At 61.0% G+C, this 12435-nt stretch carries 10 protein-coding genes; 5 read left to right on the top strand and 5 right to left on the bottom strand.

Features of this window, described 5'->3' with window-relative positions:
* Positions 1-17: 17 nt before the first annotated feature.
* Positions 18-344: a hypothetical protein gene (locus BLT59_RS06770; protein ID WP_091777796.1), complete on the top strand. Its 327-nt coding sequence runs from the start codon at positions 18-20 to the stop codon at positions 342-344.
* Positions 345-349: 5 nt separating this feature from the next.
* On the opposite strand, the gene BLT59_RS06765 is transcribed toward BLT59_RS06770, so the two are convergent.
* The 3 genes from BLT59_RS06765 to BLT59_RS06755 form a co-directional block, all read right to left on the bottom strand.
* Positions 350-1213, bottom strand: a complete 864-nt coding sequence (locus BLT59_RS06765; protein WP_091777795.1) for a DUF429 domain-containing protein — start codon at positions 1211-1213, stop codon at positions 350-352.
* 155 nt (positions 1214-1368) lie between these two features.
* Positions 1369-2520 (bottom strand): DUF4268 domain-containing protein, encoded by a 1152-nt coding sequence (locus BLT59_RS06760; protein ID WP_091777793.1) that lies wholly within the window; start codon positions 2518-2520, stop codon positions 1369-1371.
* A 144-nt stretch (positions 2521-2664) separates the two neighbouring features.
* Positions 2665-3573 (bottom strand): DUF4357 domain-containing protein, encoded by a 909-nt coding sequence (locus BLT59_RS06755; protein ID WP_091777791.1) that lies wholly within the window; start codon positions 3571-3573, stop codon positions 2665-2667.
* 157 nt (positions 3574-3730) lie between these two features.
* Here BLT59_RS06755 and BLT59_RS06750 point away from each other — a divergent pair, with 157 nt between their 5' ends.
* From BLT59_RS06750 to BLT59_RS06735, 4 genes are all read left to right on the top strand, one after another.
* The gene (locus tag BLT59_RS06750) at positions 3731-5302 is read left to right on the top strand and encodes a type I restriction-modification system subunit M (RefSeq protein WP_091777789.1); all 1572 of its coding nucleotides are present in this window, start codon (positions 3731-3733) and stop codon (positions 5300-5302) included.
* On the top strand, positions 5302-6486 hold the full coding sequence (locus tag BLT59_RS06745) for a restriction endonuclease subunit S (protein ID WP_091777787.1): 1185 nt from the start codon (positions 5302-5304) through the stop codon (positions 6484-6486). Before BLT59_RS06750 ends, BLT59_RS06745 begins: the two co-directional genes overlap by 1 nt.
* A 95-nt stretch (positions 6487-6581) precedes the next feature.
* Positions 6582-9992 (top strand): DEAD/DEAH box helicase family protein, encoded by a 3411-nt coding sequence (locus BLT59_RS06740; RefSeq protein WP_091777785.1) that lies wholly within the window; start codon positions 6582-6584, stop codon positions 9990-9992.
* A gap of 127 nt (positions 9993-10119) precedes the next feature.
* Positions 10120-11136 (top strand): hypothetical protein, encoded by a 1017-nt coding sequence (locus BLT59_RS06735; RefSeq protein WP_139173997.1) that lies wholly within the window; start codon positions 10120-10122, stop codon positions 11134-11136.
* 246 nt (positions 11137-11382) lie between these two features.
* Here the strand turns inward: BLT59_RS06735 and BLT59_RS06730 are convergent, their stop codons facing one another.
* Complete coding sequence (locus BLT59_RS06730) at positions 11383-11739, bottom strand: hypothetical protein (protein ID WP_091777782.1); 357 nt, start codon at positions 11737-11739, stop codon at positions 11383-11385.
* 23 nt (positions 11740-11762) lie between these two features.
* On the bottom strand, positions 11763-12416 hold the full coding sequence (locus BLT59_RS06725) for a hypothetical protein (RefSeq protein ID WP_091777780.1): 654 nt from the start codon (positions 12414-12416) through the stop codon (positions 11763-11765).
* Positions 12417-12435: the final 19 nt, after the last annotated feature.

Genomic DNA, 12435 nt, shown 5'->3' with positions numbered 1-12435 from the left:
CGGGATGAGGTCCTCGCATGAGCGGGATCCGAGATAGGCTGCGCGGCAAGTGGCGCATCACCGAGACCGGCACATGGGACAATGACTATCTAGATCTCGTTGAACCTGCCTTCATCGCCTTCGAACAGCCGGGTGTCAGGAGCGAGTTTCGCTTTGGGACCATCGTCGCATCCCTGAACTGCGCCTACAGCCAGACCGATGTCGGCTTTGAGTTTCATGGCTCCGACGAGGGCACGGAGGTCCGGGGCGACGGTTGGGCCGAGATGGACGGGCCGGCCGAGATCCATGGCGAGATCGCGTTCCACAACGGCGACGAAACCACGTTCAAGGCGCGCCGTTGGTAACCGCCTTAGTCCATTGTCAGACCGAGATCGACGTCGATGGATACGCCGCATGCCGCCGCAGCAACGGAAAGGCGCGTTCGCACGTCGGGATTTGCGGGCGCAATCATGTAGCCTGTCGCGCGATCGCCGATCATGATTGAGGCATCTCGAGGCGCCGCAAGCCAGTGCAGTCCAATCAGGGCGCAGAGAACAGCATCGAGTCGATCCTGATCGGCTTTCCGAGGGGTGGATATCTGAGCGAGTTCGTCAGCCCATTCCGACAGCCCTGCGACAGCCTCTAGGTCAGCAAGACGACGCACCGCCCCGATAACCCCGTGCCAACCGGTTAGAGTGAAGGTCTTGCGCCGGGCCGGGTTGTAACGTGGTCCGAGTAGCCGTCCGCAAAAGACTGGATCAAGAGATGGCAGCGCAAGGGCCGGGAACACTTCCATTAGGAACAGCCCAGCCGTTGCCTTGCGGGATGTTTCGGGATCTTCGACAGCCCCGAGCTGCTCCTTGAAGCGCCAGATCGGTGCAGCATCGTCAAACATCCCGATTTTCGAGCGGTTGGCCGGCTGCACACCACCGCCAAGCCAGGAGATCAGCGAAGCTGCGACACGATCGACGGGACGCATGCCAAAGGCGTTCGGCACAATCGTCGGCTGATCAATGGCGATGATCCGCAGAGGAGCGGTGTTAGCCCTGATTTCGCCCAGCGCTTCATCGAAGGATACAAGGTGCGGCGGCACGAGCCAGCGTTCGCCTGCTAGGTTCATACGGATTATACACAGAGCACCGGGCGCTTTTGGGTTGTCGGTCCAAGCAGAGTCGAAGCCTACGATACTGATGTCACTTGCAGCTTTTTCGTGAAATTTCCTGTCGAATTGCATCTCGCATCCAAGCTATCGCTATTTATCGAACAAACAAGAATACTAGCACGACATCATCAAATATAGAAAGACTATAATGAACGCCCCATCCAATCAATCATTCAGTCGATTATTGGGCTGTGCACAGCTCGCGATGTCGATATGGTCAGACATAGCTATTCCACAGAAGCGTCTGCATGCCCAAACGTTCCCGCCTTTAATTTTTCTTTTATCTTTACAAGAGGACCCTTCAACGCCTTGTCCAGCCTGTTCATGGCGTCGCTCAATTTCTCGGTCAGAACAGGCCAGCTTTCGCGATCGAAGACATTAGCCGCCACTTCGAACCTCAACCTACAAGCCCGTTTGTCCTCAAGGCGCTGCCATTCCAAAGACTGACCAAAGTCAGCCTCTATGACAGATTTCGCTTCAAGAAGATCGTCGTAAATAAGTTCATTCATAGCCTTTTCGCCCCGGTCGATATAAAGTTCAACTCTACCGCAGGTTTCCGTTGCGACGAAATTCAAACCGAGACCTCGCACTCCCGAAGACGCAGAGATCCAGCTATATCTTTGCGGACTAACAGAGGCATAAAGCGGCGATAGAGAATTCATCTTCTTAATTAGTCGACCCCAAAATTCTCTACGTAGGGAATGACGTCCTTTCTCTGCCTCAGCGTCACCCACCTCATCCAACGCTTTTGTGGCAAGTCCAACCATGAATTCTTCGGCGTCTTTGGTCGGGATTATCTGCTCGACGCTCAAAAACAAATTATCCCCAAACCGATAGGCCTGAGTTCTAAAACATTGAAGTCTTATTTTGAAATTCATCAGCCACATGACTGTCGATGTGACTTCTTTACGAAACTTTGCTGCAACGAGTATGATTCGCTGCGTCACGCCTTTGTTTAGGGCGAGCTCATCAATATTTTCAACTTCGAAGAATTCACATATCTTATCGTCGGCGCTATCCGAGCTTGAGATCTTCATGAGATAATCCTGAAATATTCGCCTAATATCATCTCGAGACAACCGGGAGCAGTAAGACGCATATTTGAGAGCCTGCCAAGTAACGTCACGGCCCGCATCATCAAGCTTGTTCTCAATGAGAACTAATGCACCGTCTTTGTCCAAAGCAAGCAAATCAAGGCGCTCATTCGTATCAGAGAAGCCGGAAAACTCCTTCTGAATTATAAGCAACTCTTCCCCCAACACATCTGGCTGGTTAGCAATCCATTCCTGTATATTGCTCCGCTCCTTAAATCCGAGTTCCGAAAAGGTAGGCGCCTCTAGTGCAATTATGCGATTAGCCTCTTTATCAATCTTATACATAATTTCTGAATGCCTTGTCTGTCGTATTTTGGGAGTCGGCGGTGCGGAAATCTTGGGGCAACCTCAAGAAATATGCGAGATTTTTCGGGCATCCCCAAGAACGCGCCTTGATCAACATTTGATCAGCATGGTCCGCAAAAGAAATCATCGCTCACGCAGCACGTCGCCTAAGCGCTTGCGATCTGTGGTCCGGATCCAGTCGCCGTGTCCGGTCGAACTCCGCCCCTTCACGAGCGCGGAGGCCGGAGATGGACTCGTGAAAGCGATATCCTTGGTCAGGCGCATGCAACCATCGTGCGGCACGAGGGCATTCTCCGCGAGGAGTTGTTCGCGAAGTTTGCCAACATTAGCTGGCAAGCTGTCTGTGGCATTTGCGCTAATAAGCGAGCCGGCGCGTAGCACATAGCCGTCGCCAAGCATGTCGAGGTAGGCCTTGTGACTGTCACTTCGAGGCTGCGCGCTCGTAAAGAAGCTCTGCGACACTTCGGCCATCGCGTGTGCGACCGCCTCCCCCAGAGACTCTGCCGCCACCCCGCTCGGCTCCTCGAAGAACGCAAAGCCCAGGGCCTCCAGCACGTAGATCATGTTGCCGAGGAACGTGCCCATGCTAGCAGTCTCGGCTTCGGGCAGCTTTGATCCAGTCGGCGTCGAGCGATTGGCGAGTTGCACCCTGCCCTCGGCCCGACTGAGCAGCTCCCAAACCTCACGCTCGAGCCACTTCACGTGGGCGCGGGTCAGGTTGTCGTCCTTGTTGGTGAACACGACGAAGCTGTCGAAGGCGATCGGGAACGGCGACGCTGCATAGCGCTGGACGAAATCGTCGCTCTCACCGACGTAAACCTCAGGGAGATCGTCACTGCCAGCGCTGCGGATGAGCAGATAGATGCAGGAACGCGACAGCTCCTCGCGAGCGAGCGCCTTCTTGAAGTAGGACCGCCGGCCCATCACGGCCATGCCCCACCAGTTGTCGAGCTCCACCGTGCGCAGCGAGCGCGGGTCGTCGCCAGTGATGAACAGCTTGATGAGGCGCCCGGTAACGCGACCTGCAGCCATCGGCTCTCCCGCTCCCCATCCCTGCTTTGATCTAGCGGATCGGATACGCGCCCGGTGTCACGCGGGTGCAACCTTAAGCAGAAATCACCCCGCAGCCGGATCTGCCGATTGCCGCCTCGCGGACGCCCGTGACACAAGCGGCGCCAGGAGGATCGGCATGCTCACGGGCGAACTGCGCAACAAGATCGACACGGTCTGGAACGCCTTCTGGTCGGGCGGCATCGCCAACCCGCTCGAGGTTATCGAGCAGATCACCTATCTGCTGTTCATCCGCGGTCTCGACGACGCGCATACCCGCGAGGAGAACAAGGCGAACCGCCTGGGCAAGCCGATGGAGCGGCGGATCTTCCCCGAGGGGAAGGACGACATCGGCAAGGCGGGCGGCCTCGCTTACGAAGAGATGCGCTGGTCGCGGTTCCGCAACCGGGCGCCGGCGCAGATGTTCGAGATCGTCGCCGACCACGTCTTCCCGTTCATCCGCACCATGGCGGGCGTCGACACGGCGCACGCGGCGCACATGAAGGACGCGCGCTTCACGATCCCAACGCCGGGGCTGTTGGCGAAGGTGGTCGATCTCCTGGCTGACATCCCAATGGAGGACCGCGACACCAAGGGCGACCTCTACGAATACATGCTCGGGAAGATCGCGAGCGCGGGCCAGAACGGCCAGTTCCGCACGCCGCGGCACATCATCGAGCTGATGGTGGCAATGACGGCGCCCGGCCCGAAGGATGTGATCTGCGATCCAGCCTCGGGCACCTGCGGCTTCCTCGTCGGCGCGGGCGAGTATCTGCGCGACAACCACCCCGAAATTTTTCGCGACGAAAAGCTGCGGCGCCACTTTCACGAGGGCATGTTCCACGGTTTCGACTTCGACGGCACGATGCTGCGCATCGGCTCGATGAACATGCTGCTGCACGGTGTCGACCGGCCGGACATCCGCTACAAGGACTCGTTGGCCGAGGAGCATGGCGGCGATGCCAACCGCTACTCCCTCGTGCTCGCCAACCCGCCCTTTGCCGGCTCGCTCGACTACGAGACCACGGCCAAGGACCTTCAGAAGATCGTCAAGACGAAGAAGACCGAGCTGCTCTTCCTCGCGCTGTTCCTCAAACTCCTGAAGCCCGGCGGCCGCGCGGCTGTCATCGTGCCGGACGGTGTGCTGTTCGGCTCCTCTACGGCGCACAAGGCGATCCGCAGGATGCTGGTGGAGGACCACCGGCTCGACGGCATCGTGAAGCTGCCCTCGGGCGTGTTCCGGCCCTATGCCGGCGTCTCGACCGCGATCCTCCTCTTCACCAAAACAGATTCCGGCGGCACGGACTTCGTGTGGTTCTACGACCTGAAGGCCGACGGTTTTTCGCTCGATGACAAGCGCAACGCCCTGCTGCTGGTGGACAGGCTCGGCGTGGTCCCCGGCAAGGATGCCAGGACCGTCGCCGGCTTCAAGCTGACGGACGACGAGGCCGCGAAGAACAACCTGCCGGACGCCGCCGCGCGCTGGGCTGAGCGGGCGCGGACAGAGCGGGCGCGGGCGCGGACCGAGCAGAGCTTCTGTGTGCCCAAGGCCGAGATCGCGGCGGCCGATTACGACCTCTCGATCAACCGCTACAAGGAAGTGGTGCACGCGGCGACGAAGCACCGGGCGCCGAAGGAAATCGTCGCGGAGTTGAAGGCGCTGGAACAGGAAATTGCGGAAGGGCTCGACGAGCTGGAGGCAATGCTTTGATGATTACCGTCGCCCTCGGTGATGTCGTCACTATCAAAGGCGGTGGCACGCCATCGAAGGCGAAGCCTGAATTTTGGGGCGGTGATATACCCTGGGTATCTCCCAAAGACATGAAAAGATGGGAAATATATAGCGCCGAGGACAATATTACAGGGGCAGCGATACGAGAGAGCTCGACCAATTTAATTCCGGTCAACTCTATACTTGTTGTAAATCGATCCGGAATTTTGAAGCATACACTGCCCGTCGGGCTCACTCGGCGGCCAGTAGCAATCAATCAAGACATAAAGGCGCTCATATGTTCGCCAGAATCGCATCCTGACTACATAGCTCATATCTTAAAGGCGGCCGAACCGATCGTGCTTAAGTGGGCTCGTGCGACAACTGTCGATAATTTTTCAGTCGACAACCTGAGAGAACTAAGAATTCCCCTCCCGCCGCTAAATGAGCAGCGGCGGATTGCGGCCCTTCTTGACAAGGCGGACGCGTTGCACCGCAAGCGCAAACGCATCATCGAACTCGTCCGCAGCATACCGCAATCTCTGTTCCTGGAGATGTTTGGCGATCCGCAAGCAAACCCTGGCCGCTGGAACCGGACGAGTCCGCTGTCCGACGTCGCCGAAATTGGCTCTGGCATCACGAAGGGACGGAAAGAACCCTCGACCGCGCTTCGCACAGTCCCATATCTAGCGGTAGCAAACGTTCAAGATCGTGCGCTCGATCTGACTAACGTCAAGACCATCGACGCAAGCGAAGAGGAGATTGACCGGTTCCGCCTGAAGTCCGGAGATCTTGTTTTGACCGAAGGCGGCGACCCCGATAAGCTTGGAAGGGGAACAGTTTGGCGAGACGAATTGCCAGAAGTGATCCACCAAAATCACATTTTTCGTGTTCGAGTTAACGCCAATGAAATCGACCCCCTTTATTTAAATTTCCTTGTTGGAAGCGAATACGGTAAAAAATACTTTCTACGTTCTGCTAAGCAAACAACAGGAATAGCGTCGATCAATAAGGCGCAGCTATCTCGTTTTCCCGTTCTGCTTCCTCCGCTAGCGCTGCAAAGGAAATTTTCGTTCGAGGTTGAACGTCTCGCTATTTCGCAGAGACAAGCAGGTCGAGCAGATGAAGCAATGCTTGAACTTTTTACCTCTCTCCGACATCGCGCATTTTCTGGTCAACTGTGAGCAAGCCCGGCCTTTTTGCGACTGGCTCGATTGCAAGCCTCCACAGAGTGCGACCTGCAACTTAATTTCCTTCTGGGGAAGGTCAGCCTGACGTCATGTCCAACTTCGCCTTCCTCCTCCCGGAATTCCCACATGTCCATGAGGCGGCGGTCGAGGCGGAGCGGCAGGCGCTGGCCTCGGCCACGGCGGGGGCATTCTTTGCCGGCAAGACGGTGGAGGTCGCAGTCAAATGGGCGTTTCGCAACGATCCCGGCTTGAGCCTGCCCTATCAGGACAACATCGCCGCGCTCCTGCATGAGCCGAGCTTCAAGCGCCTCGCCGGCCCCGCGGTGTTCGCCAAGGCGAAATACATCAACACCCTGCGCAATCGCGCGGTGCATGAGGAGAAGGTGATCTCGGCCGGCGACGCTGCGGGCGCCGTGAAGGAGCTGTTCCACGTCTGCTTCTGGTTCGCACGCACCTATGCTCGGGGCCAGCGCCCGGCGAACGGGCTCGCCTTCGATGCGAGCCAGCTGACCCGCAGGGACGATGTTGTCCGCCGGGCCTTCGCGCAACTCCAGAAGCAGCAGAAGGACCTGGATGCCAAGGACGGCGAACTCACGGCACTCCTCGTCAGCCGGACGGAGCTCGACGCGGAGCTGACGCGCCTGCGCACCGAGGTAGCGGCCGCGCGCAAGGCGAACGCGGCCGTCCCGGACACGCACGATTACGGTGAGGCCGAGACCCGTGACCGCTTCATCGACCTCCTGCTGAAGGAAGCCGGCTGGGCACTGGACCGTGGGGAGGACACCGAGTTTGAGGTCGCGGGCATGCCGTCGGAGAGCGGTGTCGGCTTCGTCGACTATGTGCTGTGGGGCCTCGACGGCAAGCCGCTCGGCCTCGTCGAGGCCAAGGCGACCAAGCACAGCGCCCAGAAGGGGCGGCAGCAGGCAAAGCTCTATGCCGACGCGCTGCAAGCGCGGTTCGGCCAGCGACCGGTGATCTTCCTCTCCAACGGCTACGAGCATTGGATCTGGGACGATCTCCACTACCCGCCCCGCGAGATCGGCGGCTTCTACAAGCGCGACGAGCTGGAACTGGTGATCCAGCGGCGCACGAGCCGGAAGGTGCTGGCCGAGACCAAGCTCAGCGCCAAGATTGCCGGGCGCCCTTACCAGCAGCGCGCCATCCGTGCCCTCGCCAAGAGTTTTGACGACCAATCCGAGCGCAAGGGCCTGCTCGTCATGGCGACCGGCTCGGGCAAGACGCGCACCGTGATCGCGCTGGTCGACCTGCTGATGCGCGCCGGCTGGGTGAAGCGGGTGCTGTTCCTCGCCGATCGCGTCAGCCTCGTGCGGCAGGCCGCGAACGCTTTCAAGACGCACCTGCCGGATTCGGCGCCCGTCAACCTTGTGACCGAGAAGACGGCCGAGGGGCGGGTCTTCCTCTCGACCTATCCGACGATGATGAACCTGATCGACGGCAAGGCGCAGGGGAAACGGAGCTTCGGGCCCGGCCATTTCGACCTCGTGGTGATCGATGAGGCGCACCGCTCCGTCTACCAGCGCTACCGGGCGATCTTCGACTACTTCGACAGCCTGCTCGTCGGCCTGACCGCGACGCCGCGCGAGGATGTCGACCACGACACATATGCGCTGTTCGACCTCGAGGACGGCGTGCCGACCGACGCCTACTCACTCGACGAGGCTGTGCGCGACGGCCATCTCGTGCCCCCCGAGGCGATCTCGGTGCCGTTGAAGATCATTCGCTCCGGCTTACGCTACGACGAGCTCTCCGAGGACGAGAAGACCCAGTGGGACATGCTGGAGTGGGGCGAGGACGAGATCCCCGACAGCGTCGAAGCGGCCGAGGTCAATAAGCGGCTGTTCAACGTGGACACGGTCGATCACGTCATCGCGCACTTCATGAAGAAGGGCGTGAAGGTCGAGGGCGGCGACCGGCTGGGCAAGACGATCGTGTTTGCTAAGAACCAGGATCATGCCGAGTTCATCGAGAAGCGCTTCAACGCGGCCTATCCGCACTATGCCGGGCACTTCGCCCGCGTCGTCACCTACAAGACTGACTACGCCCAGAGCCTGATCGACGACTTTTCGGAGAAGACCAAGGTGCCGCATATCGCGATCTCGGTCGACATGCTCGACACCGGCATCGACGTGCCGGAGGTTGTCAATCTCGTGTTCTTCAAGGCGGTGCGTTCCAAGACTAAGTTCTGGCAGATGATGGGCCGCGGCACGCGGCTCTGCCCCGACCTGTTCGCGCCTGCGGACGACAAGACGTTCTTCCGCGTGTTCGATTATTGTGGGAACCTCGAATTCTTTGGGGCTGACCCCGAGATGAAGGACCCGGGCGCCGCGGCGTCCCTGTCCGAGCGCCTGTTCGCGGCGCGGCTCGATCTGGTGCGGGCGCTCGACGACAAGCTGGCGAAGGCCCCGGGCTTCGCCGAGGATCCGGCGCCGTATGATTCCGGCGTGCCTGCGCCGCCGACCGAGGAGGAGGTCCGCGCCGACGCGGTCGCGCAACTGCGCGAGACCATCGCCGGCATGAACCTCGACAATTTCGTCGTCCGGCAGCGCCGGCGGGTGGTGGAGAAGTATCTCAACCTCGCCGCCTGGATCGCCATCGACGCGGAGGCCCGCGACGAGCTCGTCGAGCAGGTCGCGCCGTTACCGACCGCCAAGCGTCACGGGACCGAGGAGGCGAAGCGGTTCGACCTCTTGATGTTCTCGCTCCAGCTCGCGCTGCTGAGAGGCTCGAAGCGCTTCGCCACGCTCAGGAAGCAACTCCTCGAAATCGCCTCCGCACTTGAGGAGCAGAGCGCCATCCCCGGCATCGCGGCGCAGGCGGCGCTGATCGAGGAGATCCAGACCGATCCGTGGTGGGAGGGTGTGACCGTCCCGCTGCTTGAGCTCGTCCGGATCCGGCTCCGCGACCTCATTCAGCACATCGAGACGCGCAAGCGCGCGATCGTCTACTCCGACTTCGCCGACGAGATCGGGGAGGGGGTCGCCCATGACCTGCCGCAGGTCGGCGAGGTCGACTTCGTGCGCTTCAAGGCCAAGGCGCGAGCCTTCCTGAAGAAGCACGAGGACCATATAGCGCTCAGCCGGCTCCGACATGGAAAGGCGCTCACGCCCACCGATCTCGCTGAGCTGGAGAAGATGCTGGTGGATGCCGGAATCGGTGACGCTGAGGCTATCGAACGCGCGCGTGAAGCGAGTGCCGGATTTGGCCGTTTCGTGCGGTCGCTAGTCGGTCTCGAGAGGCAAGCGGTCAACGGCGCGTTCGCCGAGTTTCTCGCTAGCGGAACGGCGACGCGCGAGCAGATCGAGTTCGTTGGCCTCGTTGTCGATCACCTCACCGCCCAAGGCGTGATGGAGCCTGGCCTGCTCTATGAGAGCCCCTTCACGGACGTAGCGCCCCAGGGACCGGAGCAGGTCTTCGACGACGCCAAGACAAGCCGGCTGTTCGAGGTGATCGAGGCGCTGAACCGGAGTGCGGTGGCGTAGGTCTGGTGCTGCGTAGCTCAAAAAATCCCGGGGCCGACTCGCTATAGAGAGCGAGACACCGAACGGTGGCAACGCAGCACCACGAAGAAGGACCCAACAGATGATTGTCTCATCTGATCGCCTCCGCATGCCTGACGAACTCCTGGACCGGTCGAGCCTCAAGAACAGGACGGCCGACATGATCCGTGCGGCCAAGCACATGCGTCCGGAGGATTGGCGCGTCGAGCGCGATCTGTCGATGAGGAAATGGTTTGACTACCGTTTCATGTCGCCACTCGACGCGACCTTGCAGTTTGTGGAGGACTACAAGGTCGTCTTCCGCGCCAAGTGGAGGAGTGACTTCGACGCGGCCACGGCCGATTTGAAGCGCGGAACGGCCAAGGAGGGGCTGTTCGCAGACCGCCGGGAGTTCAGCACGTTCTGGAACGCGCGTGTCTGCGCCGACACGCTGGGCGTGCGCTACCGCTTCTTCATCTTCACGACGATGGAGGCGGCGTTGCGTCGTGGGAAGTGGAAGCGCGTCCCCCGTCCCGGACAGCTCTGGAACAAGCCCGACTGCCTCACCGCGGTCGAGACCAAGTGGGAGGAGGAGCTGGCTGGCCGCCAGGCGGTCTCGGCGCTGGCGCATTATCGACCCGAGAACTTCCTGGGCCTCCCGCACCAGCTCAATCATCAGCGGCACGTGCTCGAGGTCGCCAAAAAGCGGTCGAACTTGAAGCACGCTCTCGGGAGCTACATCGACATCGACCGCCTCGTGAGCGTTGAGCAGGCCGAAGCCGTCTATGGTGCCCGGGTGGTGCAGATGGCGCGGGAGGCGGTCAGCAGGACTGCCGTGCCCGTGCAGCCGGACCTGCTTCCGCTCGTCCAGCTGCTACCGTCCTGCTTCGGACTGCCGGTTGCCGTGGACCGCGCGCTCCCGCTTTGTGCGACCTGCCCGCTGGTCGACCGGTGTGCGAACGCATCCGCGATCGCCCAGACCACGTCGGTCAAGCTCTACGGCGATGACCCTGTGGCCGCGCATAAGCGGGCGCTGTCGCGCGCCCGGTCTCGCCGATATCGAGAGCGCGGTCGTGATGGCCGGGATGCCGCCGGCACTGCCTCGCAGACCCGGACCCAGTCTGGAGCAGGGACAGCCGCTGCCTGACCTCCCCACACATCCGGCGGCACGCCTTATGAGCCGGGGCCTGCTTCTGGTTCTCGTCACGCTTTCCATAAGTTTAATACACCTTGAAGGAGTATTAGACGGAACGGAAAGCGTGACGTGGATCTGCTTCCGGGGGAGGATGGTCCCGGGGTGGAGAGGTCCCGGAACATGAAGGACGCGGACGAGGCTCCGGGACACGGCGGCGCCGCGGCGTTTGAGGGCTCGGCCACCGCGACGCAGAGCCGCTCAGCGCCCCCGGACGACTAAGCCCTCGATGGACGCCCCGTTTGGCCCGAACAGCGCCTCGATCGTCTCGCAGGAGAGGTTCGCGTTCGTGAAGCGCCAAGTGGCGACTTCCCGCCGGATCTCGTCGACGAGCGGAGGCTTGCCGAGGGCGTCAGCGTGGAAGTTGTTGGCGGCTACGGCGATCTGCACAGCCTTCCAATCCGGCCGGAGCGTCTGGCAGTTCGACTCTACGAAGGCGGCCGCGCCCGCGAGTAACGCGACGCGCTTTACAGGGTCAGCAGGGAGGGTGCCGTTAATTGCCTCCTCTGCCGCCGCTGGGCAGGCGGCCAGCATGAGAGCAAGGGCGAGTGCGCGCATTGTCGAATGCTCCCTTGCTCGTATCAGCGCTTGTGGGTGAGGAGATTGGGGAGGACGTCGCCGTGCTCGCCGTAGTGCTTCCAGGCGAGGCCGCACCCGTCCGGGTTGGCGCTATAGACGCGGATCCGCATGTTGATATCGGCATCCATTGAGTCGTCGTAGAGGGCCTCCTTCTTGATCCCGAGCCCGATGAGGGCGTTCCAGGCGGCGCTCCTGTCGACGTCGAGGGCCGGGCAGGATCGGTGGACGTAGATCGTCGCGCCGCGGATCGAGGCGGCCCTATCCTCGGGCGAGCCGATCGGGAAGCGGCCACCGAGAAACCTCTTGTCCTCGCGCGGCTTGACCAGGTCGCGGACGAGCTTGCCGTTGGGACCGTAGTTCGTCTCGATGTCGCGGCAGGCGGCGTCTTGGTGCTCGCGGCTGCTTGTGAGGAGCTCGTTCACGTCCGCCCGCAGGATCGGGTCGGACTTGAGGGCGTCCGTCCAGCCCAAGCCCTTCAGCGTCGCCTCCGCGACCGGCGCGTTCACGATGACGTTCGGGCAGATGTTGTCAGCCATGAAGGTCGCAACGGTGAACTGGACGAGCTTCTCCTCGCGAGAGCCAGGCTTCGACTGCATCGCGCACGCCGGGGTGGCGAGCGCCGCGACTAGTGTGAGAGCGACGGTGAAGGCTCGCATGCTCGAAATCGTCCTTGCT

Source organism: Methylobacterium sp. UNC378MF (genome assembly GCF_900103195.1).
In the GTDB taxonomy this organism is placed as follows: domain Bacteria; phylum Pseudomonadota; class Alphaproteobacteria; order Rhizobiales; family Beijerinckiaceae; genus Methylobacterium.
The sequence above is the reverse complement of the archived record's forward strand: the minus strand, read 5'-3'. Positions and strand labels throughout refer to the sequence as shown.

Coding starts and splice junctions, on each gene's coding strand:
- BLT59_RS06770 (WP_091777796.1), top strand. CDS start 18: ATGAGCGGGATCCGAGATAGGCTGCGCGGCAAGTGGCGCATCACCGAG.
- BLT59_RS06765 (WP_091777795.1), bottom strand. CDS start 1,213: ATGCAATTCGACAGGAAATTTCACGAAAAAGCTGCAAGTGACATCAGT.
- BLT59_RS06760 (WP_091777793.1), bottom strand. CDS start 2,520: ATGTATAAGATTGATAAAGAGGCTAATCGCATAATTGCACTAGAGGCG.
- BLT59_RS06755 (WP_091777791.1), bottom strand. CDS start 3,573: ATGGCTGCAGGTCGCGTTACCGGGCGCCTCATCAAGCTGTTCATCACT.
- BLT59_RS06750 (WP_091777789.1), top strand. CDS start 3,731: ATGCTCACGGGCGAACTGCGCAACAAGATCGACACGGTCTGGAACGCC.
- BLT59_RS06745 (WP_091777787.1), top strand. CDS start 5,302: ATGATTACCGTCGCCCTCGGTGATGTCGTCACTATCAAAGGCGGTGGC.
- BLT59_RS06740 (WP_091777785.1), top strand. CDS start 6,582: ATGTCCAACTTCGCCTTCCTCCTCCCGGAATTCCCACATGTCCATGAG.
- BLT59_RS06735 (WP_139173997.1), top strand. CDS start 10,120: ATGCCTGACGAACTCCTGGACCGGTCGAGCCTCAAGAACAGGACGGCC.
- BLT59_RS06730 (WP_091777782.1), bottom strand. CDS start 11,739: ATGCGCGCACTCGCCCTTGCTCTCATGCTGGCCGCCTGCCCAGCGGCG.
- BLT59_RS06725 (WP_091777780.1), bottom strand. CDS start 12,416: ATGCGAGCCTTCACCGTCGCTCTCACACTAGTCGCGGCGCTCGCCACC.